The organism is Duganella vulcania, assembly GCF_009857655.1.
Lineage (GTDB): Bacteria > Pseudomonadota > Gammaproteobacteria > Burkholderiales > Burkholderiaceae_D > Rugamonas > Rugamonas vulcania.
Map to the genome: position 1 here is coordinate 1 of NZ_WWCX01000053.1, position 26702 is coordinate 26702.

The 26702-nt window shown below is 64.7% G+C and carries 25 protein-coding genes; 14 read left to right on the top strand and 11 right to left on the bottom strand.

The annotated features are described in order from the left end of the window. Together GTP90_RS23055 and GTP90_RS23060 are read right to left on the bottom strand one after the other, a co-directional pair. Nucleotides 1-788, bottom strand: a 788-nt coding sequence (locus tag GTP90_RS23055) for an ATP-binding cassette domain-containing protein (RefSeq protein WP_161085739.1), incomplete at its 3' end; no start/stop codon positions are given. Between the two features lie 3 nt (nt 789-791). After that, nucleotides 792-1706, bottom strand: coding sequence for a sugar ABC transporter substrate-binding protein (locus GTP90_RS23060; protein WP_161085740.1), 915 nt, complete (start codon nt 1704-1706; stop codon nt 792-794). A gap of 329 nt (nt 1707-2035) precedes the next feature. Here GTP90_RS23060 and GTP90_RS23065 point away from each other — a divergent pair, with 329 nt between their 5' ends. Together GTP90_RS23065 and GTP90_RS23070 are read left to right on the top strand one after the other, a co-directional pair. After that, nucleotides 2036-4279 carry a formylglycine-generating enzyme family protein gene (locus GTP90_RS23065; protein WP_254452007.1) on the top strand — a complete coding sequence of 748 codons (2244 nt, stop codon included), beginning with the start codon at nt 2036-2038 and terminating at the stop codon, nt 4277-4279. A 145-nt stretch (nt 4280-4424) separates the two neighbouring features. Continuing rightward, nucleotides 4425-7295, top strand: a complete 2871-nt coding sequence (locus GTP90_RS23070) for a TonB-dependent receptor (RefSeq protein ID WP_161085741.1) — start codon at nt 4425-4427, stop codon at nt 7293-7295. Nucleotides 7296-7343: 48 nt separating this feature from the next. Here GTP90_RS23070 and GTP90_RS23075 read toward each other — a convergent pair whose 3' ends face one another. Next, on the bottom strand, nt 7344-7913 hold the full coding sequence (locus GTP90_RS23075) for a DUF5610 domain-containing protein (protein ID WP_161085742.1): 570 nt from the start codon (nt 7911-7913) through the stop codon (nt 7344-7346). 67 nt (nt 7914-7980) lie between these two features. Between GTP90_RS23075 and sbcB the strand changes: the two genes are divergently transcribed. Beyond that, complete coding sequence (gene sbcB, locus GTP90_RS23080) at nt 7981-9423, top strand: exodeoxyribonuclease I (protein ID WP_161085743.1); 1443 nt, start codon at nt 7981-7983, stop codon at nt 9421-9423. Nucleotides 9424-9429: 6 nt separating this feature from the next. On the opposite strand, the gene pyrF is transcribed toward sbcB, so the two are convergent. After that, nucleotides 9430-10251, bottom strand: coding sequence for an orotidine-5'-phosphate decarboxylase (gene pyrF / locus GTP90_RS23085; protein WP_161085744.1), 822 nt, complete (start codon nt 10249-10251; stop codon nt 9430-9432). A 95-nt stretch (nt 10252-10346) separates the two neighbouring features. Between pyrF and GTP90_RS23090 the strand changes: the two genes are divergently transcribed. From GTP90_RS23090 to GTP90_RS23100, 3 genes are all read left to right on the top strand, one after another. Further along, the gene (locus GTP90_RS23090) at nt 10347-11108 is read left to right on the top strand and encodes an SDR family NAD(P)-dependent oxidoreductase (RefSeq protein ID WP_161085745.1); all 762 of its coding nucleotides are present in this window, start codon (nt 10347-10349) and stop codon (nt 11106-11108) included. A gap of 288 nt (nt 11109-11396) precedes the next feature. Further along, a complete protein-coding gene (locus GTP90_RS23095; RefSeq protein ID WP_161085746.1) occupies nt 11397-11789 on the top strand; it encodes a VanZ family protein in 393 nt (130 codons plus the stop codon). A 361-nt stretch (nt 11790-12150) separates the two neighbouring features. Continuing rightward, entirely contained in the window at nt 12151-12630 is a 480-nt protein-coding gene (locus GTP90_RS23100; protein WP_161085747.1) for a hypothetical protein, read from the top strand. Here the strand turns inward: GTP90_RS23100 and GTP90_RS23105 are convergent. Further along, entirely contained in the window at nt 12627-13538 is a 912-nt protein-coding gene (locus GTP90_RS23105; protein WP_161085748.1) for a TraB/GumN family protein, read from the bottom strand. The two genes, GTP90_RS23100 and GTP90_RS23105, sit on opposite strands and share 4 nt — an antisense overlap. Before the next feature lie 365 nt (nt 13539-13903). Between GTP90_RS23105 and GTP90_RS23110 the strand changes: the two genes are divergently transcribed. After that, nucleotides 13904-14911: an LLM class flavin-dependent oxidoreductase gene (locus GTP90_RS23110; protein WP_161085749.1), complete on the top strand. Its 1008-nt coding sequence runs from the start codon at nt 13904-13906 to the stop codon at nt 14909-14911. A gap of 112 nt (nt 14912-15023) precedes the next feature. Further along, nucleotides 15024-16163: an MFS transporter gene (locus GTP90_RS23115; RefSeq protein WP_161085771.1), complete on the top strand. Its 1140-nt coding sequence runs from the start codon at nt 15024-15026 to the stop codon at nt 16161-16163. A gap of 158 nt (nt 16164-16321) precedes the next feature. Here the strand turns inward: GTP90_RS23115 and GTP90_RS23120 are convergent, their stop codons facing one another. The 5 genes from GTP90_RS23120 to GTP90_RS23140 form a co-directional block, all read right to left on the bottom strand. Then, nucleotides 16322-16786 (bottom strand): DUF6160 family protein, encoded by a 465-nt coding sequence (locus GTP90_RS23120; protein WP_161085750.1) that lies wholly within the window; start codon nt 16784-16786, stop codon nt 16322-16324. Next, on the bottom strand, nt 16786-17640 hold the full coding sequence (locus tag GTP90_RS23125) for a DUF6160 family protein (RefSeq protein WP_161085751.1): 855 nt from the start codon (nt 17638-17640) through the stop codon (nt 16786-16788). Before GTP90_RS23125 ends, GTP90_RS23120 begins: the two co-directional genes overlap by 1 nt. Then, complete coding sequence (locus tag GTP90_RS23130) at nt 17640-18434, bottom strand: hypothetical protein (protein WP_161085752.1); 795 nt, start codon at nt 18432-18434, stop codon at nt 17640-17642. Before GTP90_RS23130 ends, GTP90_RS23125 begins: the two co-directional genes overlap by 1 nt. A gap of 47 nt (nt 18435-18481) precedes the next feature. Then, a complete protein-coding gene (locus GTP90_RS23135; protein ID WP_117015911.1) occupies nt 18482-18991 on the bottom strand; it encodes a DUF6160 family protein in 510 nt (169 codons plus the stop codon). A gap of 155 nt (nt 18992-19146) precedes the next feature. Further along, the gene (locus GTP90_RS23140; RefSeq protein WP_117015912.1) at nt 19147-19656 is read right to left on the bottom strand and encodes a DUF6160 family protein; all 510 of its coding nucleotides are present in this window, start codon (nt 19654-19656) and stop codon (nt 19147-19149) included. A gap of 563 nt (nt 19657-20219) precedes the next feature. Between GTP90_RS23140 and GTP90_RS23145 the strand changes: the two genes are divergently transcribed. Genes GTP90_RS23145 through GTP90_RS23170 form a run of 6 tightly spaced genes read left to right on the top strand, consistent with a single transcriptional unit; the run spans nt 20220 to nt 26021 of the window. Continuing rightward, nucleotides 20220-20987: a C39 family peptidase gene (locus tag GTP90_RS23145; RefSeq protein ID WP_161085753.1), complete on the top strand. Its 768-nt coding sequence runs from the start codon at nt 20220-20222 to the stop codon at nt 20985-20987. Between the two features lie 36 nt (nt 20988-21023). Beyond that, entirely contained in the window at nt 21024-22070 is a 1047-nt protein-coding gene (locus GTP90_RS23150) for a transporter (RefSeq protein ID WP_161085754.1), read from the top strand. Between the two features lie 16 nt (nt 22071-22086). Then, entirely contained in the window at nt 22087-23718 is a 1632-nt protein-coding gene (locus tag GTP90_RS23155) for an OmpP1/FadL family transporter (RefSeq protein ID WP_161085755.1), read from the top strand. Nucleotides 23719-23736: 18 nt separating this feature from the next. Further along, nucleotides 23737-24288, top strand: a complete 552-nt coding sequence (locus GTP90_RS23160; protein ID WP_161085756.1) for a DUF2059 domain-containing protein — start codon at nt 23737-23739, stop codon at nt 24286-24288. After that, entirely contained in the window at nt 24285-25286 is a 1002-nt protein-coding gene (locus GTP90_RS23165) for an AraC family transcriptional regulator (RefSeq protein WP_161085757.1), read from the top strand. The genes GTP90_RS23160 and GTP90_RS23165 overlap by 4 nt, the downstream gene beginning before the upstream one ends. 21 nt (nt 25287-25307) lie before the next feature. Continuing rightward, nucleotides 25308-26021, top strand: a complete 714-nt coding sequence (locus GTP90_RS23170) for a cyclic di-GMP-binding domain-containing protein, MshE-related (protein WP_161085758.1) — start codon at nt 25308-25310, stop codon at nt 26019-26021. Here the strand turns inward: GTP90_RS23170 and GTP90_RS23175 are convergent. Beyond that, a complete protein-coding gene (locus GTP90_RS23175) occupies nt 26015-26551 on the bottom strand; it encodes a hypothetical protein (protein WP_161085759.1) in 537 nt (178 codons plus the stop codon). The genes GTP90_RS23170 and GTP90_RS23175 overlap by 7 nt on opposite strands. Nucleotides 26552-26702 lie beyond the last annotated feature (151 nt).

Sequence of the window (26702 nt, forward strand, 5' to 3'; positions counted from 1 at the left end):
GGGGCCGCGCCGCCGCGCACGCGGGCCGGCAGCGCCGGCACGTCGCGGCCGGCCATCAGGTTCACCAGCTTGCGCGGAGTGACGGCGGCGATCGGCTCGGTGGCCACCGTGCGGCCATTGCGCAGCACGGTCACGCGGTCGCACACCGCGAACAGTTCCTGCAAATGATGCGACACGAACAGGATGGCCACGCCGCTGTCGCGCAGGCGCACGATCAGGTCCAGCAGGCGCGCGCTTTCGCGCGAGGTCAGCGTCGCGGTCGGCTCGTCGAGCACGATGATGCGGCTGGCGCCGGACAGCGCCTTGGCGATCTCGATCAACTGGCGCTGCGCGATGCCCAGCGTGTGCACGGTCTGCGCGGGCGAGACATCCTCCAGCCCGACAAGGCTGAGCAGCTCGCCGGCGCGGCGGTTCAGCTCCCTGCGGTCGATCAGGCCCAGGCGCGTGCGCGGCAGCGCCGCGAACAGCAGGTTCTCGGCCACCGTCAGGTGCTCCAGCATCAGCAGCTCCTGGTGCACCACCCGGATGCCGCTCTGTATGGCGTCGAGCGGATTGCGCGGGCGATACGCCGCGCCCGCCAGCGACATCGTGCCGCCGTCCGGCGCGACGGTGCCGCACAGCACCCGGATCAGGCTCGACTTGCCAGCGCCGTTCTCGCCGGCCAGCGCGTGGACGCTGCCGGCATGCAGTTCCAGGTCGACATGGTCGAGCGCGACCACGCCCGGATAGCGCTTGCTGATGCCGCTGACCCGCAGCGCCGGGGCGGCCGCGTCAAGGGAGGCGGGCATGGCTTACTTCAGGTCCGCGGCGGTGACCAGGGCCACCGGCGTCTTCACCCAGCCCTTGAGCGGCACGCCCGACTTGCGCGCCTTGAGGCCGAGGTCGATTGCATTGGCCGCCATCTCGGCGCCAAACTGGTCCACGGTGGCCAGCATCTTGCCCGACTTGATCAGGGGCCGCACGGCCGGGATGTTGTCGAAGCCGACCACTTTGATCTTGCCGCTCTTGCCGGCCGCGTCGATGGCCTTGACGATGCCGACCGCCATGGAATCGTTGGCGGCCATCACGCCCTTGATGTCGGGATGGGCGGTCAGGATGTTGGTGAACACCTGGTTGGCCTCGTCCGTGCCCCACATGGCGCTGCGCGAGGCGACCAGGTCGAGCTGGTATTGCTTGACCGAGTCCATGAAGCCGGCCTTGCGCTGCCGGCCGTTGTCGGCGCCGGGATTGCCTTCGATGATCACCACCTTGTCGCCGGGCTTGAGCGTCTTGCCCAGCGCGTCGCCGGCCAGTTTGGCGCCCTCGCGGTTGTCCGGCCCGATGAAGGCCAGCTCCAGCCCGGCCTTCTTCTTGGCGGCCTCGTCCAGCGCGACGTCGATGTTGATCACCATGATGCCGGCCTTGAGCGCCTTGGCCACCGGCGCCACCATCGCGCGCGAATCGGCCGGCGCGAGGACGATGATGTTCGCCTTCTGTATCGTCATGCTCTCGACCGCCACCACCTGGGAGTCGACGTCGGTCTCGTCCTTCATGCCGACCGCCTTGAGCTCGAAGTCGCCCCGCTTGGCGCGGTAGGCCTGCGCGGTGTCGGCCATGTTCTTGAAGAACTCGTTGGACAGGGATTTCATCACCAGGCCGACGCGCGGCTTGTCCTGCGCCATGGCTGGCGGCAGCGCGAGCATTGCCGTGGCGACGGCTACAACCATCTTGAATTTGCTAGGTAACACCGGACATCTCCATCGAATAAAACCTTGGGACTGGCGGGACGCGCAAAAGAAAACGTTTGCGCAAACGTTTTTCCACATTATCCACTCGCCCATAAATTGTCAAGAAATTCACTGGCAATTGCGCCGGCCACGCCGCGTCCGGTCATCAACCTGCAACTTTCCCATGTTTATATTGACAACTATAAACACTTCAGCTACCTTGGCAAACGTTTGCGCAAACGTTTGCTTACAATATTCTGTAATTTTCGGCATGCCGGGACAGCGGCCTGCACGGTAGTTCAACCATAATAATTTGACGGAGACTGGCAATGAACGCAGGCGAAAAAAGCGATCCGAAGGGCAAGCGGCGGCGTGGCGTGGCTTGCTGGCCGGCGCGCCGCTGGAGCGTCCCGCTGCTTGCGCTGTGCGCGCTGCAACTGGCCCAGGCCGGCGAGCCCTTGCCGTTCGCGGTGCGGGAAAGCCAGCTCACCGGGCCGGCGCAAATGGACCTTGGCGAAGTGGACTGGCTGGCCCGCCTGAACAACTGGAAACGCGACACCGCGGGCGCGCAGCCGGCCTGGCTGGCCGCCATGCGGGACTGGCGCACGCAGCACCTGGCCGGAATGGCCTACGACGACGCGCAGTACCGCCGTCCGGAACTGCAATGGACCCAGAAGAATTTCATCCAGACCCAGGCGATGGTGGAAGACCGCTACCTGTACGACCCCGTCACCCGGCGCTACACGGTGCAGCGCTTCCTGGACGACCTGAAGCGGCGCTACGGCGGCATCGACAGCGTTTTGCTGTGGCCGCTTTATCCGAACATGGGCATCGACCACCGCAACCAATGGGACATGCTGCGCGATCTGCCGGGCGGCATCGACGCCACCCGGCAAATGGTGCGGGACTTCCACAGCCAGGGCGTGCGCGTGTTCTTCCCGACCTTGCCCTGGGACACCGGCTCGCGCGATCCGGGCACGGCGCCGGCCGACGCCACCGCGCAGCTGATGGCCGAGATCGGCGCCGACGGCATCAACGGCGACACGATGAACGGCCTGCCGCAAAGCTACGCCGACGCCGCCGCCCGCAGCGGCCACCCGCTGGTGCTGGAGCCGGAACTGTCGTTCAAGGATGACGCCATGCTGGCCACCAACCTGCACAGCTGGGCCTACTGGGATGGCTCGCTGGTGCCGCTGGTGAGCAAGTGGAAATGGCTGGAGCCGCGCCACATGGTGCACGTCAGCGACCGCTGGGCCACCGACCGCAGCAACACCTTCCAGGCGGCGTTCTTCAACGGCGTCGGCGTGCAAAGCTGGGAGAACGTCTGGGGCTGGTGGAACCAGATGACGCCGCGCGACGGCGAGGCGCTGCGGCGCATCTCCGCCATCTACCGCGCGGTGCCGGCGCTGCTGGTGAGCGCGCAATGGACGCCGCATGTGCCGACCTTGCACTACGGGATATACGCCAGCCGCTTCCCCGGCGCCGGCCGCAGCCTGTGGACGCTGGTCAACCGCAACGAGTTCCAGGTCAGCGAGGGCATCCTCAAGCTGGAGCATCGCGCCGGGCAGCGCTACCTGGACCTGTGGAACGGCCGCGAACTGCAGCCACGCATCGAGGGCAGCCAAGCCGTGATCGACCTGGTGCTCGAACCGCGCGGCTACGGCGCGGTGCTGCAGTACGAAGGCGCCGCGATACCGTCCGACCTGGCGACCCTGCTGGACACCATGCGCGGCCTGGCGCGCACGCCGCTACAGGCCTACCCGGGCAACTGGACCTTCCTGCCGCAGAAGGCCGTCCCCATCGCCGCCACCGCGCGCGCGGCCAGCGCGCCGGCCGGCATGGTGAGCGTGCCCGCCGGCAGCTTCGACTTCCGCGTGACCGGCATCGAGATCGAAGGCGAGAACCGGCCCGGCATGGACGTCCAATATCCGTGGGAAGACTCGCCCCGCCGCGGCCATTTCCACCACATGCGGCTCGACGCGTTTTACATCGACCGCTACCCGGTCACCAATCTCGAATTCCAGCGCTTCGTCGACAACGCCGGCTACCGTCCCGCCGACGCCCACAACTTCCTGCGCCACTGGCAAGGCGGCGCGCCGCGTGCGGGCGAGGCGAACAGCCCGGTCACCTGGGTAGCGATCGAGGACGCCCGCGCCTACTGCCACGCCGCCGGCAAGCGCCTGCCGCACGAATGGGAATGGCAATACGCGGCGCAGGGCAACGATGGCCGCCTCTACCCCTGGGGCAATGAATGGGATGCCGCGCTGGTGCCGGCGCCCTCCTCGGCGCGCGAACTGCCGCCGCTGCCGCCGGTCGGGCAGCATCCGAAGGGCGCCAGCCCGTTCGGTGTCGAAGACATGGTCGCCACCGTCTGGCAGTGGACCGAGGAGTTCGAGGACGAGCACACCCGCGGCGCGATCCTGCGCGGCGGCAGCTTCTACCAGCCGGCCGGTTCGCACTGGTACTTCCCGCAGGCGCGCAAGCTCACCGAGCACGGCAAATACCTGCTGATGGCGCCGTCCAAGGACCGCGCCGGCGCCCTGGGCTTCCGCTGCGCGCAGGACGGCCGCTGATTCCATCACTTTAACCGGGTAATTTTTTTATTTTTTAGGGGACTCATCAACGCCAATTTGGAAAGCTTTCCACGACGGACGTGATCGCAACCTTGATCTGGTCCGGAACTTATCGAACACCTCTTCACCATTCACGGAGTCTGCTTTGCAATCCATTTATTCGCAGGGCGCCAACCACGGCGTCCAAGCTACATTCAAGCGCAAGCCCATCGTCGCGGCCTGCGCCTCCACCCTGCTGCTGTGCGGGACGGCCGGCGCCCAGCAAACGCCGCCCGAAGTGAGCGCCGAACCGGCCGCCAGCAACACGGTCATCGTCAAGGGCATGCGCCGCAGCCTGGAAGATTCGCTGACCATCAAGCGCGGCAACTCCTCCATCGTCGAGGCGGTGTCGGCCGAGGACCTGGGCAAGCTGCCCGACTCCAGCATCGCCGAGGCGCTGGCCCGGCTGCCGGGCGTGACCGGCGAACGCGGCGGCGACGGCAATGTGGACCGGGTATCGGTGCGCGGCATGTCGCCTGAATTTTCCAGCACCCTGCTCAACGGCCGGGAAATGGTCAGCTCCGGCGAATCGCGCGCCGTCGAGCTGGACCAGTTTCCGTCCGAGCTGATCGGCGGCGCCGTGGTCTACAAGACGCCCGACGCCGCGCTGATCGGCCAGGGCCTGGCCGGCACCATCGACCTGCAAACGCGCCGCCCGCTGGCCACGCGCGGCCGGGAAATCGCGCTCAACCTGCGGGCCGAGAAAAATTCCAACGGCACCCTCGTCAAGGACGTGGCCGACCCGATCGGCAACCGCTTCAGCGCCTCCTACATCGACCAGTTCGCCGACAACACGATTGGCGTGGCGCTGGGCCTGGCCCGCCTCGACCGCGGCAGCCAGATCAAGCGCACGCAGACGGCCAACTTCCGCGACCAGATCGGCATTCCGATCGACGGAGCGCCGCCGCAGCAACAGCCGGCCAACGGCTACAACCACGCGCTGCTGCCGCTGTTCTGGGACACCACCGCCAACACCAAGCGCAGCACGCGCACCGGCGTGATGGGTGTGCTGGAGTACAAGCCCAACCGCGACCTGCACAGCACGCTGGACTTTTACTATTCGCGCTTCGACACCAAGGAAGTGGGCGTGTTCTTCCGCGAGAACATGTACAACGCCTACGGCGCCGCCGCCAACCGGATCACGCTGTCCAACGTCGGCACCACCCAGGTGGGCCGCAACACCTACGCCACCACCGGCACCGCCGACAACCTCAGCTTCGTGATCGGCAACGCGGAAACGCGGCGCCGCGACAAGATCGCCGCGCTGGGCTGGAACACCGAGCTCAAGCTGGCCGACAAGTGGAAGGGCATCGCCGACCTGAGCTACTCGCGCGACGCCCGCGACGAGGAGTACGACGAGATCTATGGCGCGCCGTTCAACAAGGCCATCAACAACTGGCAGCGCAGCGCGTTCAGCTGGAACATCCCCTACGATGGCTCGGCGCAATCGTTCACGCCGGTCAATCCCAACACCTTCAAGGACACCGTGCTCGGCGACGCGCACGGCTACCACACCAGCGACGCGCCGGCCTGGGCCGGCGGCGTGCGCACCCGGCCGCTGACCGACGCGCTCAAGACGCTGCGCCTGAGCGCCAAACGCGAGCTCGACGGGCCGTTCCGCAGCATCGACCTGGGCTTGAACGTCACCAAGCGCGACAAGGTCATCACCAACGGCGACACCCTGCTGCTGCTGGCCTCCGACGGCAAGGGCGGCTATGTGCGCGACGTCCCCGCCGCCGCGCTGCGCGACGCGGTCGACATGTCGTGGGCCGGCCTGGGCTATGTGCCGCGCATCAGCGCGCCGGACGTGGTCGCCAGCGGCGTGGTGTCGAACAAGGACCTGTTCGGCGGCAAGGCAACCAACGACTACGGCGTGCACGAGCGCATCTCCACCGCCTACGCCAAGCTCGACATCGATACGACGGTGGCCGGCTACGACCTGCACGGCAACCTCGGCATGCAGGCCGTGCACTCGAAGCAGAACTCGGACGGCTTCGAATACCGCGGCAACAACGTCACGCCGGATCCCAAGCTGGTGTTCCCGCACTCGGGCGGCGCCAGCTACCACAACTACCTGCCCAGCCTGAACCTGATCGCCGACCTGAAGAACGACTGGGTGCTGCGCTTCGGGCTGGCCAAGACGATGGCGCGGCCGAACATGCAGCAGCTGCGCGCGGGCACCAGCACCCCGAGCATCATCGACAAGCCGGGCGACCACTACGGCGAATGGACCGGCGCCTCCGGCGGCAATCCAGAGCTGCGGCCCTGGCTCGCCAACGGCACCGACCTGTCGCTGGAAAAATACATCGGCAAACGCAGCTACCTGGCCGCCGCCGCGTTCCACAAGAAGCTGCTCAGCTACGTGTTTGACGGCACCACCGAGCGCGACAACAGCTTCCTGCCGCGTCCGTCGACGCTGCCGGCCGACATCGTGGTCCAGCGTAACGGTTCGTACACGCGTCCGGTCAACGGCAACGGCGGCACGCTGCACGGCCTGGAACTGTCGGCCGCGCTGGGCGGCGAGTTGATCAGCAAATCGCTTGATGGCTTCGGCGTCATCCTCGGTGCGACCAGGCTGGGCAGCGATCTGCAGGACAAGGCCGGCAACGAGGTCAAGCTCGACGGCTTGTCCGGCACCGCCTTCAACGCCACCGCCTACTATGAAAAGAACGGGTTCTCGGCGCGTGTGAGCGAACGCTACCGCTCACCGTTCACGGCCACCTCGACCGACGTCTACCTGCAGAAGTTCATCAGCGCACACTCGGCCGACCGGGTCGTGGACATGCAACTGGGCTACAACTTCGAGACCGGCCCCTACAAAGGCCTCTCGATCCTGGTCCAGGCCAACAACCTGCTGGACACCCAGGTCACCTACTACAGCAATGTGGGCGGCGGACCGGATCCGGACCAGCTGCGTCCGCGCTACACCAACCGCTTCGGCCGCCAGTTCCTGATCGGCCTGAACTACAAGATGTAAGACGGTACCAGGTAACTACCCCGCTTCCGAGCGGGGTATTTTTTTGCGCTACGCGCCGGCCTTGGGCGCCGGCGCCGGCTGCGCCTTGTGCGCGGCGGCGAAATCGGCATAGCCCTTCTGCACCAGCTCGTACGTCTTGTCGATATTGCTGGCGACGTCGCCGTTCAGCACCTTTAGCCCGTCCAGCACGCCGCGCGCTTCCTTGAAGCCCTGGTCCACGCCTTTTTTCAGCGTCTCCATGAACTTGTTGAGCACCGCATCGCCGTCCTCGCCAGGGTGTTGCTGTTTGAAAGCATCGTAAAACGCGGTCGACAGCGATACAATGCGGCTCGCCGTGCCTTCCGGCGTATTATCCTGCGACACGGCTTTCTGGATGGCGTTGTCGCCGAAATCGTCCTTGAGCGCCTCGTTGATGCCGGTCAGCGCTGTTTTCAGCAAGACCGACAGCGGTTCGTTGGAGGAATTCAGCGAAACCGTCAAGGAAGCTTGTACGATAGATACATTGAGCTGCGCCTTGGCCTTGGCGGCGACCGACATATTGCCGTCGTCCTTGGCTGCGGCCGGAACGCTGGAAGCGGCAGCCGAGCTGCCCGGAGTTGCCGATACTGGAGTCGCCATGATCTAGCTCCTGATGGGGGATATCCCATTATTATCGGCACAATAACGAATAACTTGACCGCACCCTATGACCACACAGACCTTTCTCTGGCACGACTACGAAACCTTTGGCGCCCAGGCGCGCCGCGACCGCCCGGCGCAATTCGCCGCGATCCGCACCGACGCCGACCTGAACGAGATCGGCGACCCGATCATGCTGTATTGCAAGCCGGCCAATGATTTCCTGCCGGATCCGCAATCGTGCCTGATCACCGGCATCACGCCGCAGCAATGCCTGGAATGGGGCGTGCCCGAGCACAAGTTCGCCGCCACCGTCGAACAGGCCTTCTCCAAGCCGGGCACCATCGGCGTGGGCTACAACACCATCCGCTTCGACGACGAGATCACCCGCTTCATGTTCTGGCGCAACCTGATCGACCCGTACGCGCGCGAATGGCAGAACCAGTGCGGCCGCTGGGATTTGCTGGACGTGGTGCGCATGACCTACGCGCTGCGCCCGGAAGGCATCGAGTGGCCGATGCGCGAGGACGGCAAGCCCAGCTTCAAGCTGGAGCACCTGGCCAAGGCCAACGGCCTGCTGCACGAGGCCGCGCACGACGCGCTGTCGGACGTGCGCGCCACCATCGCGCTGGCGCGCCTGATCAAGCAGAAGCAGCCCAAGCTGTTCGACTTCTGCCTGGCGCTGCACAAGAAGGACCGCGTGGCCGACGAGATCGGCATGCACCTGGCGCCGCAGCTGCGCGCGCCGTTCCTGCACGTGTCCGGCATGTTCCCGGCCGAGCGCGGCTGCATCGCGCTGGTGTGGCCGCTGGCCACGCATCCGACCAACAAGAACGAGGTGATCGTCTGGGATTGCACCTACGATCCGAGCGAGCTGTTCACGCTGGACGCCGACACTATCCGCACCCGCATCTTCAGCCGCAGCGACGCGCTGCCGGAAGGCGTGACGCGCCTGCCGGTCAAGAGCATCCACCTGAACAAATCGCCGATGCTGGTGTCCAACCTGAAGACGCTGTCGCCGGCGATGGCGGCCAAGTGGGGCATCGACCTGGAGCAAGGCAAGGCTCACGCCGCGCTGGCAGCTGCCGGGCGCAATATGGACGCGATCTGGGAGCAGGTGTTTTACCGTCCCGCCGGCGACGAGCTAGATGTGGACGAGGATCTGTACAACGGCTTTGTCGGCAAGGAGGACCGCCGCATGCTCGACACGCTGCGCAAGGAAACGCCGGCCAGGCTGGCCACGGCGTCGCCGTCGTTCAGCGATCCGCGCCTGCTGGAGCTGCTGTTCCGCTACCGCGCGCGCAACTTCCCCGAGACATTGTCCGAAGGCGAGATGGAGCATTGGGAACAGCACCGCGCGGCGCGCTTCTACGAGGGCGCGGGCGGTGCGCGCAGCATCGACCAGTTCTTCGGCGAGATCGACCATCTGCAACAGGATGCCGATGAGCGCGCCGAACAGATCCTGGCCGAGCTGTACGAGTACGTGGAGCTGATCGCTCCAGCGCACTAGCCTCGCTCAGGCGCGATGCTGGTTGATGGCGTCGCGCGTTTCCAGCGCCACGCGGCGCGCTGCGGCGGCGAAGTCCTCACCGGCTTGCGGCGCCGCGTACAGGATGGCGCGCGACGAATTGATCATCATGCCGGTGCCGTCGTAGGTGCGGCCCGACTTGACCGTCGCTTCGATGTCGCCGCCCTGCGCGCCGATGCCCGGCACCAGCAGCGGCATGTCGCCGACGATCGCCCTGACCTGCGCCAGTTCCTCCGGGAAGGTCGCGCCCACCACCAGCGCGCACTGGCCGTTGGCGTTCCACTTGTCCGCCACCAGGCGCGCCACGTGCTGGTACAGCGGCTTGCCGTCGACGTTGAGGAACTGCAGGTCCGAACCGCCCGCGTTCGACGTGCGGCACAGGATGATCACGCCGCGGTCGCTCCACTCCATGTACGGTTCCACCGAATCCGAACCCATGTAGGGGTTGACGGTCACCGCGTCGGCGCCGTAGCGGTCGTAGGCCTCGCGCGCGTACTGGCGCGCGGTGGCGCCGATGTCGCCGCGCTTGGCGTCCAGGATCAGCGGCATGTGCGGATAGTTGTCGCGCACGTAGTGGCAGATTTTTTCCAGCTGGTCTTCCGCGCTCAGCGCAGCGAAGTAGGCGATCTGCGGCTTGAACGAGCAGGCCAGGTCGGCGGTCGCGTCGATGATCTCGCGGCAGAAGTGGTAGATGCCTTGCGGGTCGTTCTGGAACTGGGCCGGCAGCTTGGCCATGTCCGGATCCAGGCCCACGCACAGCAGGGAGTCGTTGGCCGCCCAGGCGGCAGATAATTTGTTGATGAAAGTCACGACGCACCCCTCGAATTTATTGCAAACCCTCTATTGTAACGCGCCTGCACCGGGCTGTTAAAATTTGATCCTCACTCCCTAGAAAGCAAAAACCTATGAAACTCTCGAACAAAGTCGCGATTGTGACCGGCGCCACCCAAGGCATAGGCTTGGCTTGCGCGCAGCGCCTGGTGGCCGAAGGCGCCAAGGTCATGCTGGTCGACATCAAGCCGGAAGGCGCGTCCGCCGCCGCCACGCTGGGCGGCCAGGCGCGCTTCTTCGCCGCCGACGTCAGCCAGAAATGCGACGTCGACGCGCTGGTGGCCGCCACCCTGGCCGAATTCGGCCGCATCGACATCCTGATCAACAACGCCGGCGTCACCCACGCCGCCGATTTCCTCGACCTGACCGAGGACGATTTCGACCGCGTGCTGCGCATCAACCTCAAGTCCATGTTCCTGTGCGGCCAGGCGGTGGCGCGCGAAATGGTCAAGCAGCGCAGCGGCTGCATCATCAACATGTCCAGCGTGAACGCCGAGCTGGCGATTCCGAACCAGGTGCCGTATGTGGTGTCCAAGGGCGCGATCAACCAGCTGACCAAGGTGATGTCGCTCAACCTGGTCACGCACGGCATCCGCGTCAACGGCATCGGCCCCGGCACCATCCTGACCGAGCTGGCCAAGCAGGCCGTGATGGCCAGCCCGGAAGCACGCCACACCATCCTGTCGCGCACGCCGATGGGCCGCTGCGGCGAGCCGGAGGAAGTGGCCTCGATCGCCGCCTTCCTGGCCAGCGACGACGCCAGCTACATGACCGGCCAGACCTTGTATGTGGACGGCGGCCGGCTGGCATTGAACTACACGGTGCCGGTCAATTAAACAGTTATGCGAAATATTGATGTCTGGTATCTAAAACAACAATTAGACACATATCTGGCCTGCCCCCATAATTACACCTGTCTCCACTATTCTCCTCCAAGAAAATAGTTTTAAGCCCGCTTTAACCAGCGGGCTTTTTTTTGCTCCCTGTCATTACCGCGTCATATTCGCTCCCTATACTGGTCACATCTTCAGTACATGCAACCGATAGGCATGACGGAAGAAAGGTGCACCGGGCTTCCGGTGCACCACTCCCCCTTTTTTGCGCCGCATGGTATTGTCCGGGGCATGATCAAGCACCTTCTTCTGACCAATTCCCACGCCCGGCTTCGCTACTGGACCGCCATCGTCCTGTACCTGCTGATACTGGTGCTCGGCTCGCTGCCCGGCGCCCGCCAGGACATCGGCCAGGTCGCCTCGGGCCTGATCCTGCACTCCCTCGCCTACGCGGGCCTGACCTTCCTGATCTTCACCGGCGGGACAGGCAGCGCCAGGCTGCGCGCCGGCAAGGCGGTACTGACCATCGCCCTGATGGGCGCGCTCGACGAGTACGTGCAAAGCTTCTTCCCGTACCGCCATGGCGCCGTGTCCGACTGGCTGGTCGACTGCAATGCCTCCGTGCTCACCGCGCTGTTCATGTGGGCCCTCTGGACCCGCTACCGCATCCAGCCGTCAAACTGATATCGCCGGCGCGTTCTCCAGGCGCGCCGATGGCCAGTTCGACGTCCATCCGCATCTGCTGCAATTGCTCCAACTTGGCCACGCGTACCAATTCGTGCAATAAATGCGTCATTAAATGCCTGCTGCGCGGGTCCGACGCCTCTCCACAGGTTGAATTAATTAAATCTTCGATAATAATGTCTGTCACGCGTGTCAACATATCGATGTCCTTTAAAGTGATACCGAACAATTATTGCGTGTGAGTAGCACGCTTCAATTGATGTATATCAATCGCGATGGGATGTCAGGGAACAAAACCGCAATGCCAGCCTCTTAATCAAATGGCTAGGCATTTTGTTGAGTGAACATCGAGGAGGATGATATGAATATGACCAGAAACAGCACTATCGCGCTGATTATCCTGGCGCTTGCAGGTTGCGCTGCGGAGCGCGGCGGCGAGCCCAGCGGCAGTAGCGGCACCAGCGGCAATACGCCCAGCGGCACGTCCAGCTACACGCCCAGCAGTAGCAGCCCGAGCAGCAACCCCGGCAGCCAGAGTAGCCAGAGCAGCACCACCGGCACCATGACCAGCAGCGGCGCCACGGCCAGCAGCAGCCAGAGCGCGCAAACATCGTACGGCGTGGTGCAGGCGATCGACCAGATGCAGCGGCAGGATGTGGGCGTCGGCGCGGTGGGCGCGGCGGCGGCTGGCGGCAGCGTCGGCATGCCCACCGACAAAGTCTATCGCGTCACCGTGCGCCTGGACGATGGCAGCAACCAGATGGTGGTGGTCGATTCCATGCCCAGCTACAAGATCGGCGACCGCGTGCGGTACAGCAACGGCACCTTGAGCAGCTACTAGTACAGCTGCTCGACCTGGTAGCCCCGCCGCTTGAGCAATTGCGGCACACCGTCATCGCCCACCAGATGCAGCAGGCCAACGCCGACGAAGGCGACCTGGTCCTGCTGCATGATGCGCTCGATATTGCTGGCCATTTCAGGATTGCGCTTGCCTAACAACACGCGATTCATGAAGCCGGCGGAAATCGTGTCGCCGCTGGTGGCAGACTGCCAGACGGCGCGGATACGGGGCGCGTCGGCGGAGTTCCAGGCGTCGATCAGCGCGGTGGATTTCTTGAGCGAATCGCCGTCGGCCAGGTCGGCCAGGTTCTCCAGCAGATACTGCTCCTGCTGGCGCTCGTCCAGCGTATCGAACAGCCCGAGCTGATATTCGGCGCTTTCCAGCTCGCGCACCTTCTTGTCCTGGCTCTTGGCCGCCGCCAGCAGCGCGTATTCAACGGCCTGGCTGCGCTGGTAGCCATGCACCTCCATCTCCGCGCCGATCAGCAGGTTGGCGATCAGCCAGGGCTTGTACTGCTGGACCGATTGCAGCGACAAGCCGGCCCGCGCCAGCGCCTGCACGGTCAGGCGCAGCGTGGCCGGCGACAGATGATGTTGCACGGAATCGCCGTCCGGGTAGCGGCCATGGCGCGCCAGCGCCAGCTGGAACGGCGCGTCCTGGCGGATATCAAGCTCGATCACCAGCGCCTTCGAATCGAGCAGCGCGCGCGTCACCACCGGATCCAGCGGATAGCTGCCGTCCTTGCCGACGTGGATGGTGCCGAACAAATAGCTGGTCTTGCCCTCATGCGTGACCCGGAACAGCTGGCCGCGATGCGCGACCGATGCCGGCTCACTCAGGCCGGCGGCAAACAGTGCCTGGCAGCAAGCGACCAACAACGTAAAAAGAATAACAAGTTTCTTAGGCATGAGTTTCCCCGCGATAGCAGGGCATGCCATCGAACAAATAAAACGGAATATGGGAGGTGTAATGCGAGGCGCGTTACTGTTTCCAATGGTAAATCAAGTAAATGCGCGGGAAAATATTTTTTTAAATGCGAAGACCAAACTTCAGCGAAATAAACACACTAAATAGCAGCTAAATAATGAAAACAATGTTTATATGCTCAGTGATTGGCGAATTAATACGACTGATTTAAGCGTGACGCCGCATTCCGGCCGCCGCCAGCGCGCCCGGCCCGTTCTGTGTATGCTTGTCGCTCCATATGGAAGGGCTATACCCACACCTGTTCCATGGGCTTTATTGATTAACGCTAACAGCCGGACCGACACCCATGATTCCATTTTCCATCCTCGACCTCTCCCCGATCGCCGAAGGCAGCACGCCGTCCGCGTCGTTCCGTAACACGCTGGACCTGGCACAGCACGCCGAACGCTGGGGCTACCAGCGCTACTGGCTGGCCGAGCACCACGGCATGCCGGGCATCGCCAGCGCCGCCACCGCCGTCGTCATGGCCCACGTGGCCGGCGGCACCTCGACCATTCGGGTCGGCGCCGGCGGCATCATGCTGCCAAACCATGCGCCGCTGGTGATCGCCGAACAGTTCGGCACGCTGGAGGCGCTGTTCCCCGGCCGCATCGACCTCGGCCTGGGCCGCGCGCCCGGCTCCGACCAGACCACCGCGCGCGCCCTGCGCCGCAACCTCGACAGCGACGCCGACGCCTTCCCGCAGGACGTGCTGGAGCTGCAAGATTATCTGTCCGACACACCGCGCCAGCGCGTGCTGGCCGTGCCCGGCAAAGGCGCCAAGGTGCCGCTGTGGATTTTGGGATCGAGCACCTTCGGCGCGCAATTGGCGGCGCACATGGGCTTGCCGTTCGCCTTCGCCTCGCACTTCGCGCCGCAGATGATGATGCAGGCCATCGACCTGTACCGCAGCAATTTCCAGCCGTCGGCCCAGCTGGCCCAGCCGTACGTCATGCTCGGCTTCAATGTGTTCGCGGCCGACACCGACGAGGAGGCGCACTACCGCGCCACGTCGATGCAGCAAGCCTTCGTCAACCTGCGCAGCGGCCGCCCCGCCCGCCTGCCGCCGCCGCAGGCCGGCTATCTGCAATCGCTGGGGCCGCAGGAACGGGCGCTGATCGACTCCGTGCTGTCGTGCTCGGCCATCGGCGCGGCGCCCACCGTGCAGCGCCAGCTGCAGCAATTCATCGCCCGCACCGGCGCCGACGAACTGATGATCACCTCGCAGATCTACGACCACGCGCAGCGCCTGCGCTCCTACGAAATCACCGCCGAGGTGCGGCAGGCGCTGGTGCGCGAGCAAGCGGGGCTGTAGGCAAAACAGGCCGCGCTCAGCAGCAATTTGCGTTCGCCGGTAAAATTGCCGGCTGCAAATTGAAGGAGCACCCGTGAGCCAGTCCCACGCCCAGCACGACATCTCTCCAGGCATGGTCTGGCTGTTCGCCACCGCGACCGGACTCATCGTCGCCAACCTGTACTACGCGCAAACGCTGATCGGCCCGATCAGCCGCGCCACCGGCCTCGATCCCGGCGCCGCCGGCCTGATCGTCACGCTGACGCAGATCGGCTACTGCCTCGGGCTGATGTTCATCGTCCCGCTGGGCGACCTGCTGGAAAACCGCCGCCTGATCTTCATCGCCCTGCTGACCACGTCGGCCGCCCTGCTGGCGGCCTCGTTCACGCGCAGCGCCGCCTTGTTTCTGCTGGCATCCTTCAGCATCGGGCTGGGCTCGGTGGCGGCGCAGATCGTGGTACCGTTCGCCGCTCACATGTCGCGGCCGGAAACGCGCGGCCAGACCGTCGGCAAAGTGATGAGCGGCCTGCTGATGGGCATCATGCTGGCCAGGCCGGTGGCCAGCCTGGTGGCCGACGCGCTGAGCTGGCACGCGATCTTTGTCATCTCCGCGCTCGGCACCGCCGCGTTGGCCTTCCTGCTGCGCGCACGGCTGCCGCAGCGCCATCCAGGATCGGGCATGCACTATTTCGCATTGCTGGGTTCGATGTGGCAGCTGCTCAAGACCACGCCGATCCTGCGCCGGCGGGCCGCGTACCAGGCCTGCATGTTTGGCGCCTTCAGCCTGTTCTGGACCTGCGTCTCGCTGGAGCTGACCGGCCCGCGCTTCCAGCTGAGCCAAACCGGCGTCGCCATTTTCGCGCTGGTGGGTGTGGCAGGCGCGATCGCCTCGCCGATCGCCGGCCGCCGCGCCGACCAGGGCAAGAGCCGCTCCAACACCGCCATCGCGCTGACGCTGGGCGCGCTGGCGTTCGCGATGCCGTTGTTCATCCACGGCAACCGCCTGCTCGAACTGGGCGTACTGGTACTGACCTCGATCGTGCTCGACATGGGCGTCTCGGCCAACCTCGTAACGGGCCAGCGCGCCATCTTCGCATTGCCGGCCGAAATCCGCAGCCGCCTGAACGGCCTCTACATGGCGCTCTTCTTCATGGGTGGTGCGTTAGGCTCATCGCTGGGCGGCTGGATGTTCGCCGCACACGGCTGGACCGGCGTCCTGTGGGCCGGCCTCGCCTTCCCCCTGACCGCGCTCTGCATCTTCGCCACCGAATAAAATTGGGGTCAAGTCTGGCATTCGGACACGAGCTGAGCCGTAGCGACCGCTACGGCTCAGCTCGTGTCCGAATGCCAGACTTGACCCCAGTCGCGCTAAAGCAGAGCTCGTGTCCGAATGTCAGACTTGACCCCACTGGTTAGACTTGACCCCACAGCTTAGTGCGACCAGAGGCGGACTTGGCCTTGCAGCGAGACCACACCGTTGATGTTGAGACTGCCCAGGTTGCCAGTGACCGGGGCGTTCGGATCGGTCTGCACACTCAGCGATTCGAAGCCGAAGTTGGTGTAGCGTACGTATCCCGGCAGGCCGATGGCGATGTAGTCGCCGCCACCGTCTGGCCGCGTCTGCACGCCAAGGCTGACGGCAAACATGTCCACCACGCCGCGCACGTTCTTGAACACGATGTAGCGGTTCTGCCCGTCCCCGTTGAAGCCCAATGACAGCCGGCTGTCGCTGACCGCCCCCACCAGCGTCGGATCGTTCAGCGACACATGCGCCGCGAAGCTGATGCCGTCCTGCCCGCTCACCTGCGACAATTCCTTGTCGTCAAGCGCCTGTAGGCTCCCGGCCTGCGCCACGCCCGCCGCCAGCATCATCGAGAAAAACAGTGCGCGCCCCATCAGTGCTTGAACTTGATGTCGAGATACTGGATCTGCACCGATCCGATGCGCGACGATCCCAAATCCACCGTCGGCTGCCCAGGACTCACAAACGAAATATTGTCGACCACGATCCCCCCCGCCGGCGCCACGCCGCTGCCGTAGCGCGCATCCGGCCAGTCGATGCCGATGTGCAGCCGCGGCCCGGTCTCGTCGGTCAGCGCGTTGATCACCGCCGGCTGCGAAGCCACATTGGCCAGCATCCACGGCGTATTGTTGAACACGCCATTGCCGTCGACGCCACCGATGTGCACGCCGCTCAGCACCATCGCCTCGGTGGCGTCGGTGCGCCCGCGCGGCTGGAACGACAGCTGGCCGATATCCATGCGCAGCGCGGCGCCAAACGCCACGCCGTCATTGACCTGCGGCGTGGAAAACTGCAGCCCGCCGCCGGTGAACACCAGATCCTTGATCACCACACTGCCCTGCTCGCGCGTGACGCCATCCGCCGTCACGCCCCAATCATAGGCGGCCTGCCAGCGCTGGTCGGCATTGGTGTTCAAGGGAAAAGCGATGTTGATGACATCAGCCAGGCCAGGCGCGCCGGCCACGATGTCCAACTTGTAGGGATCGGAAAACGGCAGCGGATTGTCGCTGCGCGAGGCGCTGAATTTTTCCACGTACAGGCTCGACCCGATCGGCGTGGTGTAGCTGACGCGCGCGTCGCCGCTCATGGCGAAGCCGTTCAGGTCGAAGCTGACGCCGTCGCGCCCGCGCACCGACGACAAGGCCGCGTCGTTCAACGGCTCCATCGCCAACGCCGGCGCGCACACGGCGGCCAACAACGCCAGCACGGCAGCGCGCGCGGCCGTCATCAGCGGCCCTTCGGCAGGTTGGGCGGCACCAGGCCGGAAGTATTGAGCGCCTGCAGCTTGTCGCGCCAGTTCATCCAGATGCCGGCCTGCGCCGCATCGGACGCCGGCACGCCGGCCGCGCTCGGGAACTGCACGCCGGTCTTCAACACGGAGATCCAGAAATCACGGCTCGGCCCGGCCGCGTCGCCCGCCGTCACGCCGCCCAGCTGCGCCAGCGGCAGGCAAGGCGCGGTGCACGCGCCGTCCCAGCGCTTGCCGCCCAGCGTGTCGGTGTGCGAATCAAGCAGCACCGCGCTGCCGTCGGCCGCCACGCCCGTCACCCGCATCGAGCCCGACAGGCTGTTGACCTTCAAGCCGATGTCGCCGCTGATGCCCTCAAAACCGAAGCGCATGCCGACCGCCTCGCGCGAGGCGCCGTCGGCCGCGTTCTTGTACACGAATTCGAAATACGGATTGCTGATGTGGACCAGGCGCTGCGCGTCGGTGCCGTCGCTGCGGCCAAACTGCATCAGGCCGATGTCGATGTCGGCGCCGCTGCCGTTGCGCGGTCCGTAGGTATATTCGCCCAGGCGCATATTGCGCAGGTTGGCGCTCAGCGAGATGTCCGCGTCCAGCGCGATCTTGCTGAAATCGTAGCCGCCCAGGCTGGTGTTGGTGAGCGCGACCAGACCCTGCCCACGCGTGTTGGACAGCTCATCTTCGCTCAGCGGCTGCATTTGCGCCGAAGCCGCCAGCGTGCAGCAGGCCAAAGCCGCGCACAGCCCCAGCGAACGCAGGGAATGGAAGGAGTTCATGATGTGGGGAACAACAGCCGCCGCGGCGGCTGTTGTAGCTCAGCTGATTAGTGAGCGAAGATCCAGACGGTGGTGCCGCGCATGTCGATCTGGTTCATTGCGACCGAACCGAACGATGCTGCGCTGTTGCCCATCTTGATCGCGTCAACCGACACGTTCAGGTAGTGGCCGTCAGCAACCACGCTTTGCGGGATGGCGATCTGCACCACGTCGCCGCCGGTGGCTGGGTTGTAGAAGGTGCCTGGGTTGGTCACGCCAGCGGCGCCGGCAGCGGCCAGGAAGGAGTTCTTCGACAGGATGTCGATGTTGGCGGCGATCAGGCCGTTGACCTTGATGCCGTTGAAGCTGACCGAACCGCCACCCATGCCGTTCGCGTCCAGCGCGTCGGTGTCGGTGTAGGTGAACGATGCGATTTTGATGTTCAGGTTGGCAGCGATCGACACGCCGTCCTGGCCGCTGACGGTGCTCAGCTCTGCGTCTTGAATCGGGGTCATGGCCGATGCCGAGAAGGCCAGGGTTGCCAGGGCTGCTGCTGCTGCGGTTTTGATGAATTGCATGTGGTCGTCTCCGTGAGGTTTTGGTCTGGGTATTTTGTGTTTTTTTCAATGCTGCGTAACCATCTTAGGGCTACGCTGTCGCCAGCGTCCAGCATGCCGCGCTGACTTTTCAGGCCAAGCTACAGGCCCTGCGAGCCAGCGCGGACAAGCCTGGATTAGTGCGCGAAGATCCAGACGGTGGTGCCGCGCATGTCGATCTGGTTCATTGCGACCGAACCGAACGATGCTGCGCTGTTGCCCATCTTGATCGCGTCTACCGACACGTTCAGGTAGTGGCCGTCAGCAACCACGCTTTGTGGAATGGCGATCTGCACCACGTCGCCGCCGGTGGCTGGGTTGTAGAAGGTGCCTGGGTTGGTCACGCCAGCGGCGCCGGCAGCGGCCAGGAAGGAGTTCTTCGACAGGATGTCGATGTTGGCGGCGATCAGGCCGTTCACTTTGATGCCGTTGAAGCTGACCGAACCGCCACCCATGCCGTTCGCGTCCAGCGCGTCGGTGTCGGTGTAGACGAAGGAATCAATCTTGATGTTCAGGTTGGCAGCGATCGACACGCCGTCCTGGCCGCTGACGGTGCTCAGTTCCGCGTCCTGGATCGGGGTCATGGCCGATGCCGAGAAAGCCAGGGTTGCCAGGGCTGCTGCGATTGCGGTTTTTACGATTTGCATTTTTTATCTCCGAGTTGTGTATGAATTTTTTTGTCCGGGCCCACGGCCGTTCAGTCTGGTCCTCGGCTCCGGGTAGGAGCTTCGGCGCACTGTCCGGTGCCGTGAAAATCTTAATATTTGACTATTAATTGAGTCCATCATAGGAGTCGCCGCCGACGCCGGTCCAGCGCGGCGCGCTGACTTCTAAAGCCAACAACGTGGCCTTGAGAGCCACACAGAGTGAGGACACGGCATGTGGTCGTTGTTGCACTTTTGTTGTCGGCTGTAGCACAGGTTCGTTTGGAATTTTCTAGAGTCACATCTCTAAAAAAACAGATGCTCGGTTTTGGCAAATCATGCGTTAATTAATTACTAGAAAAGAAAGACGAGTTGTCGCCTTAATAAAGCACGACCGTTCTAAATTAAGAATATTGGAGACAAGATGAACCCAACAATGGGGCGCCCGACGCCTCTGGGCGTAGCCTACGCCCGCAGTTTTTCCCGCCAGTGCCGGCAGCATTTCTATCGCGCGCGCAAGGGCGCGCTCTTGCGCGTAGCGCGCCCCGCGCGCGAGGGCTGACGCCATGCTGATGATCCTGCTGACCGTCCTCGCCGCCGCCATCGGCGGCGCCGGCTTCATGTCCCGCCACGAACCGCAAGACCGCCCCAAGGGCCAGTACGAGATGCCGCAGACCATGCTCGGCGGCGGCGCCTATGTGCAGTCGGTGGCGGTGGAGCCGTTCTCCGAGCTCAAGTACAAGCACATCGTCCGCCAGGCCTTCGACTTCAGCTGCGGCTCGGCCGCGCTGGTCACCATCCTCAACTACCACCTGGGCGTGATGGTCAACGAGCAGCAGGCCATGGAAGGCATGCTCGACAAGGGCGAGAAGGAAAAGATCATCGAGCGGCGCGGCTTCTCGCTGCTGGACATGAAGCGCTACGTCGGCTCGCTGGGCCTGTCCGGCGCCGGCTTCAAGGCCGAGATCAAGGACCTGCTGACGCTGGAGGAACCGGCCATCGTGCCGATCGACTACGCAGGCTCCAAGCACTTCGTGGTGTTGCGCGGCATCCGCGACGGCGTGGTCTTCATCGCCGATCCGTCGGCCGGCAACATCGTGTTCTCGGTCGAGGAATTCGCGCGCTGGTGGGACAAGAACACCCTGTTCATCATCTCCCCGGCCAAGGACCAGAAACCGGTGGGGCAGCTGGCGCTGTCCGATCAGGAACTGGGCGTGGCCGACATGGACCGCGTCACCGGCAAGGGCCGGCAGGACGGCCTGTCCAACTCGGCCCAGCTGTTGCTGCGCGCCGTCAATTCGGGCGCCGCCGGCACCTGGATGCATCGCAATTAACCCCAAGCAGCGCCCACTCTCTCAAGGATGACCACGATGATTTTCCGTACCCTGCCTATCGCCGCAGCCATTGCCGCCGCCCTGCTGGCGCTGCCCGCCGCCGCGCAACAGACCGCGCAACAGACCCCGCCGGCCACGCAGACTCCACCGGCCGCCCCCGCCAGCGCCGACGCCGCCCGCGACGCGCTGGCCAAGAAGGAAGGCGAAGGCGACCAGAGCGCGCTGCTCAAGCAGACCCTGACCGCCGTCGACAAGCAATACTCGCTGATCCGCCGCAACCAGCTGGCCGTCACCTACGACCTCACCTATTCCTACGTCGGCGAGGAGCGCATCGTCACCGACCTGGCCAACGGCAGCACCACGCTGTTCAACATCGAGAACACCAGCTCGCACAGCATCACCAACACCTTCTCGGCCGACTACGGCGTGCTCGACAACCTGACCGGCAACGTCACCCTGCCCCTGATCTCGCGCTACTCGGACAACAACCTGTCCAATGGCGTCTCCAACTCGCTGGGCGACCTGTCGGTCGGCGCCCGCTGGCAGCCGTTCGAGGCGCACCGCGACACGCCCAACCTGACCGTCACCAGCAACGTGCGCCTGCCGACCGGCCGCAGCCCGTTCAAGATCATCGCCGGCAGCGGCGAGGCCACCGGCAGCGGCGTCGGCGCCTTCTCGGCCGGCCTGAACGTCAACAAGATCGTCGACCCGGTCGCGCTGTTCGGCTCGCTCAACTTCACCGCCAGCCTGCCGGCCAAGAACCTGTGGCAGGTCAACGGCACGCGCGTGCTCACCCGCGTCCAGCCCGGCAACACCATCGGCTTCGGCATGGGCTTCGCGTACGCGCTGTCGTACGGCATCTCCACCACGATCTCCTTCCAGGAGGCGATCTCGGCCGGGTCCAAGCTGCGCTTTGCCGACGGCCTGGAAGCCAAGACCCACATGCAGACCTCCAGCATCCTCAACATGGGCCTGGGCTACCGCATCTCGCCCAAGACCACGGTCAACCTGTCGGTCGGCATCGGCCTGACGCCGGATTCGCCGAACATGACGGTCGGCATGAACATCCCGCTCAACTTCTGACCGGCCCGATCTCTTCATGAACCCGTCCCCTCCAGCCTTCGCGCAGCGGCGCCTGCTGGCGGCCGCCGTTGCGGCCGCTTGCACCACGCTGTGCCCGCTGCCGGCGCACGCCGCGCTGACCGAGAACCTGACCACCAGCGTGGTCGCCATGTCGCTCGGTAATGCCGTGACCGCCGATCCGCCCGGCGTCGCCTCGATCCACTTCAACCCCGCCGGCCTGGCGCGCCTGACCGGCGACGGCGAGAGCATCCACAACTTCGTGGCCTCGATCCGCACCGCGGCCAGCTTCACGCCCGGCCCGAACTTCGACATCGGCGGCTGGAAGGACGACCCGCTCTCCAACACCCACACCGGCCCGGTGCGCCAGGTGATGTACGTGCCCGGCTACGGCATGCCCGGCTGGCGCCTGCCGGCGGTGGCCGTGCCCGGCATCGGCATGTACTGGAACAAGGCCGGCTCGCCATGGACCTTCGCCACCGACAGCTACATGGCGCAAGCCATGAGCCTGGACCGCACCACCGATCCCAACGATCCCGGCCAGTACCAGGGCCGGCAGGAGCAGATCCAGCGCCTGGTCTATTTGTCGCCGTCGGTCGGCTACAAGTATTCGGACACGCTGCGCTTCGGCGTGGCCGTCCCCATCGCCCACGCCGCCTTCGTGGTCGACACCAATATGCGCTTCCCGAATGAGCTGCTGGGCGTGTTCGGCCAGCTACAGAAAGGCTGGTGCCCGGAGGACGGCGGCAACATCATCGACGTGCTCGGCTTCGGCGTGTGCGGCGGCGGCAAGGACGGCATGGTCAGCCCGTTCAAGAAGGCCGCCAACATGCGGCTGGAACTGACGGCCCCGTTCGACCCCACCCTCAACCTCGGCGTACTGTGGGAACCGCGGCCATGGCTGGCGCTGGGGGCTGTGTACCAGGGCGGCTCCAAGACCCACTACACCGGCAACTACCGCTTCGACACCGAGCCGATGCTGCGCAACTTCGTGCGCGGCATGAACGCCTCGCTGCTGGGGCCGATCGCCGGCGCCGTGCTGGGCTTCCCGACCTCGATCCCGGCCACGCAGAAGGGCAACATGAGCGCCATCATCCCCTTCCCCTCGCACCTGCAGGTGGGGATCAAGCTCAAGCCGGTCCGCTACGTCCAGCTCAACGTCGACGCCAGCTATGCCCGCTGGAGCGAGTGGGACGCGCTGCGCTTCCAGTTCGACCAGAGCATCAAGCTGCTGGAGGTGGCGCGGCTGTACGGCATCCCGGACTCGGGCAAGCTGGTCATCCCGCGCGGCTACAAGAGCGTGGTCAACATGGCCTACGGCCTGCAACTGTTCCCGATGGAACGGCTGGCGCTGCGCTTCGGCTACGAGCCGCGCAAGACCTCGATCCCGAACAACAAGCTCGACCTGCTGGCGCCGCTGCCCAACACCAAGCTGCTGAGCACCGGCCTGAGCTACAGGTTCAGCAAGAACACCGAGGTCAGCGTCACCGCCTCCTACATGACCGGCAAGTACGACGTGCCGGCCAACACCGACTGCAACCTGAACTGCAGCAACTTCCTGAACATCATCTACAACCCGTATGCCGGCCAGAACGTCAAGGGCGACATTCACGTGCGCTATTTTGGTTTCGAGATCAACAAGCGTTTCTGATTTTTTGAGGAGCACACCATGAAGACACCCATCACTATCCATTGCAAGCGCGGCCTGTTGCTGCTGGCGCTCATCTCTGCCGGCGCCTGCGCCGCGCCGGTGCCGCCGGCCAAGCAGGCGCTGGTCGACAAGGTGCTGAAGCTGTGGAACCCGGACAACATCGGCCAGCAGATGCTGCAGGCGCCGGTGGCCGACGCGGTGCAACAGGCCCGCGCCATGCTGCAAGGCCGCGCCGCGCCCGACAAGCGCGACGCCGCCATGAACGACATCGTTGGCGAGGCCAAGCAGTTCATGGCCGACGCCACGCCCATCACCAAGGGCAGCGCCGACAAGCTGATCCCGACCACCATCGCCCCGCTGCTGGCCGAGCGCTACACCGAGGAAGAGCTCAAGCAACTGATCGCCATCCTGGAGTCGCCGGTCAAGAAGAAGTTCGAGGCCATGCTGCCGGAAATGCAGAAGACGCTGGGCGAAGGCGTGGCGGCCGACACCCGCGCCGTGATCGATCCGAAACTGCAAGGCCTGAAAGAGAAGATCGGCCTGCGTCTGCGCGCCGCGGTCACGCCATGACCTACTCCTCCGCCCTGCATCTGGTGCGCGGCGTCAAATCGCGCCTGCACCACTCCGGCGTGGAAGCGGAAGCGCTGTTCGCGCAAGCCGGCCTGGACGAAGGGGACGGCCTCGCCTGCGACGCCCTCACCTTGTCCGACAAACTGAGCCACCTGTGGGAACTGGTGGTGGAAAAATCCGGCGATCCGCTGATCGGCCTGAAGATCTCCTCGCCGCACCGGCTCGGCTGGCTGGGCGTGATGGGCCACATCATGCTGGTGTCGCCGACGGTGCAAAGCTCGATCGAGCGCTGCCACGGCCACACCCGCGTCGGCCTGCTGCTGCCGGGCGCGCAGCGCAACGTGCCGCAGCAGCGCTACGACTTTGTCTGGTGCGTGCTGCTGCGTTCGCTGCGCTGCGCCGCCGGCCGCGACGACATCGCGCCGGTGGTGGTGGAATACACCTTCGCCGAACCGGCCAACGCCCACGTGTACGAAGAGACCTTCGGCTGCCCGGTCAAGTTCTCGATGCCGCACAACGTCATGGAATTTTCCGACACCGACCTGGTGATGGCCTTGCCGGCCAACCCGCCGCTGGTGCCCGGCAGCGGCGAACGCGTGCTGGCCTCGCTGGCGCGCGCCGAACCGCCGACCTTCAGCGCCAAGGTGCAGGGCCTGCTGGCGAGCCTGTTGCCCAAGGGCCCGCCGCACCGCGACGACGTCGCCGCCCAGCTGATGATGAGCGAGCGCACCTTGCAACGGCGGCTGGCCGAGGAAGGCACCAGCTTCACCAACCTGGTCGACGACACCCGCCGCGAGCTGGCGCGGCAATCACTCAGCTGCGGCGAACTGTCGCTGAAGATGCTGAGCTTCCAGCTGGGCTTTTCGGAACCGAGCGCATTCTACCGGGCCTGCAAGCGCTGGTTCGGCATGGCGCCGTCGGACATCGTGCACATGGCGCATCAATCGGGCCCCGAGCCCGAATCGATGCGCGCCACCACGCCGCACAAAACGGCATAACAATAACAAGGAGACGGGGCGATGGGATGGTTATCGAGTAATCAAAGCAAGTCGATGCTGGGTCAGCTGCTGGTCAAGCAGAAGCTGATCACCGAAGAACAACTGGCGGCCGCGATCGAGCTGCAACGGACGACCGGGCAGCGGCTGGGCGACATCTTCGCCGAGCTCAACCTGATCACGCAGCAGCACATCGAAGAAGCGCTGCGCAAACAACGCCGTCTGCGGATGGCCGCCGCCATCGCCACCTCGCTGCTGGCGCCGCTGGAAACCTACGCCGCGCAAGCGCTGCCGTCGCTGGCGGTGGGCACGCCGGTGGTGCTGAGCAAGGACCAGCGCGGCCTGCAGATCAAGGAGCGGCCGGGCCTGCAAGCCTTGAGCGAAGAAGAACTGGGCGACACCTCGGCCCAGGGCCTCAGCGACGAGCTGATCCAGGCCGTCAAGCAGACCAGGAACAACGGGCTGGAAGTGGTGGGCGACATGGCCAAGCTGCTCAATCCGGTGCTGGGTTTCCTGGAGGCGGACACCAGCATGAAGAACGTCGTCTACGATCCAAACAAGGCCACCGCCACGATCAACAAGGACGGCTCGTTGACGCTGAATCTACCGTCGTCGATCGGCGAGATCAACTTCAACAACATCCGTGTGAAAGGCACCGAAGGCGCCAGCTTCGGCAGCATCTCGATCAAGGGCATCGACCTGACCGGCACCTCGATCACGATGGCCTTCCATCACTGAATCAGGGCGCTGGCCTTCAGCTGGGCCAGCGTGGCGTCGGCCAGTTCGCGGCTGACGGATTCGCCGGTGCTGAAGCGGCTGGCCTGGATGTGGATGATGCGCGACCAGCCCGGCTTTTCATTGCCGCGCGCGCCGTAATAAATGGTGGCGACGATATCGGCGGAGCCGTCGGTGTCGGCGGAGATGCGGTTGATCTCCACGGTCAGCGCGTTATGGAATTCCTTGTCGCTGGTGGCCAGGTAAGGCGCCAACTGCTGCTGCGTCATCGGTCGCAGGTTATTTGCCATGCTGGTGCCAAGGTCCTTGCAGCGCACTGCGGCGGCCTGCTTTTCCTCCTCGGTGATCATCGGCTTCTCCAGACCGGTGCCGCGTTGATGCTTGCTCCAGCCGGTGGCGGTCTTGCCGTTGAAAACAATCGCCAGCGATTTTTTCTCGATCGCCTGCTGCGTTCCAGTGCCGCGCGCCACGATCACCTCCGGCCCGCCGCACCCCGCCAATGCCAGACACAGCACCCAACCAAATCGCTTCATGAACATGGCATCCCAAGAAATCAAAGATAGCATCATGGCATGAAAAATCGGCAATAAGAACTTACCGTTTCGTAATAAGAATTTCACCGTCGCATCGACACAACTACCAATTTAATGGCGTACTTCAGTCTGACATTAGGATATGCCCCCA

Coding starts and splice junctions, on each gene's coding strand:
- GTP90_RS23160 (WP_161085756.1), top strand. CDS start 23,737: ATGAAGACACCCATCACTATCCATTGCAAGCGCGGCCTGTTGCTGCTG.
- GTP90_RS23145 (WP_161085753.1), top strand. CDS start 20,220: ATGCTGATGATCCTGCTGACCGTCCTCGCCGCCGCCATCGGCGGCGCC.
- GTP90_RS23115 (WP_161085771.1), top strand. CDS start 15,024: ATGGTCTGGCTGTTCGCCACCGCGACCGGACTCATCGTCGCCAACCTG.
- GTP90_RS23165 (WP_161085757.1), top strand. CDS start 24,285: ATGACCTACTCCTCCGCCCTGCATCTGGTGCGCGGCGTCAAATCGCGC.
- GTP90_RS23140 (WP_117015912.1), bottom strand. CDS start 19,656: ATGCAAATCGTAAAAACCGCAATCGCAGCAGCCCTGGCAACCCTGGCT.
- GTP90_RS23175 (WP_161085759.1), bottom strand. CDS start 26,551: ATGAAGCGATTTGGTTGGGTGCTGTGTCTGGCATTGGCGGGGTGCGGC.
- GTP90_RS23105 (WP_161085748.1), bottom strand. CDS start 13,538: ATGCCTAAGAAACTTGTTATTCTTTTTACGTTGTTGGTCGCTTGCTGC.
- GTP90_RS23130 (WP_161085752.1), bottom strand. CDS start 18,434: ATGAACTCCTTCCATTCCCTGCGTTCGCTGGGGCTGTGCGCGGCTTTG.
- GTP90_RS23095 (WP_161085746.1), top strand. CDS start 11,397: ATGATCAAGCACCTTCTTCTGACCAATTCCCACGCCCGGCTTCGCTAC.
- GTP90_RS23090 (WP_161085745.1), top strand. CDS start 10,347: ATGAAACTCTCGAACAAAGTCGCGATTGTGACCGGCGCCACCCAAGGC.
- GTP90_RS23150 (WP_161085754.1), top strand. CDS start 21,024: ATGATTTTCCGTACCCTGCCTATCGCCGCAGCCATTGCCGCCGCCCTG.
- GTP90_RS23170 (WP_161085758.1), top strand. CDS start 25,308: ATGGGATGGTTATCGAGTAATCAAAGCAAGTCGATGCTGGGTCAGCTG.
- GTP90_RS23065 (WP_254452007.1), top strand. CDS start 2,036: ATGAACGCAGGCGAAAAAAGCGATCCGAAGGGCAAGCGGCGGCGTGGC.
- GTP90_RS23135 (WP_117015911.1), bottom strand. CDS start 18,991: ATGCAATTCATCAAAACCGCAGCAGCAGCAGCCCTGGCAACCCTGGCC.
- GTP90_RS23075 (WP_161085742.1), bottom strand. CDS start 7,913: ATGGCGACTCCAGTATCGGCAACTCCGGGCAGCTCGGCTGCCGCTTCC.
- GTP90_RS23155 (WP_161085755.1), top strand. CDS start 22,087: ATGAACCCGTCCCCTCCAGCCTTCGCGCAGCGGCGCCTGCTGGCGGCC.
- sbcB (WP_161085743.1), top strand. CDS start 7,981: ATGACCACACAGACCTTTCTCTGGCACGACTACGAAACCTTTGGCGCC.
- GTP90_RS23060 (WP_161085740.1), bottom strand. CDS start 1,706: ATGGTTGTAGCCGTCGCCACGGCAATGCTCGCGCTGCCGCCAGCCATG.
- GTP90_RS23125 (WP_161085751.1), bottom strand. CDS start 17,640: ATGACGGCCGCGCGCGCTGCCGTGCTGGCGTTGTTGGCCGCCGTGTGC.
- GTP90_RS23100 (WP_161085747.1), top strand. CDS start 12,151: ATGAATATGACCAGAAACAGCACTATCGCGCTGATTATCCTGGCGCTT.
- GTP90_RS23120 (WP_161085750.1), bottom strand. CDS start 16,786: ATGGGGCGCGCACTGTTTTTCTCGATGATGCTGGCGGCGGGCGTGGCG.
- GTP90_RS23110 (WP_161085749.1), top strand. CDS start 13,904: ATGATTCCATTTTCCATCCTCGACCTCTCCCCGATCGCCGAAGGCAGC.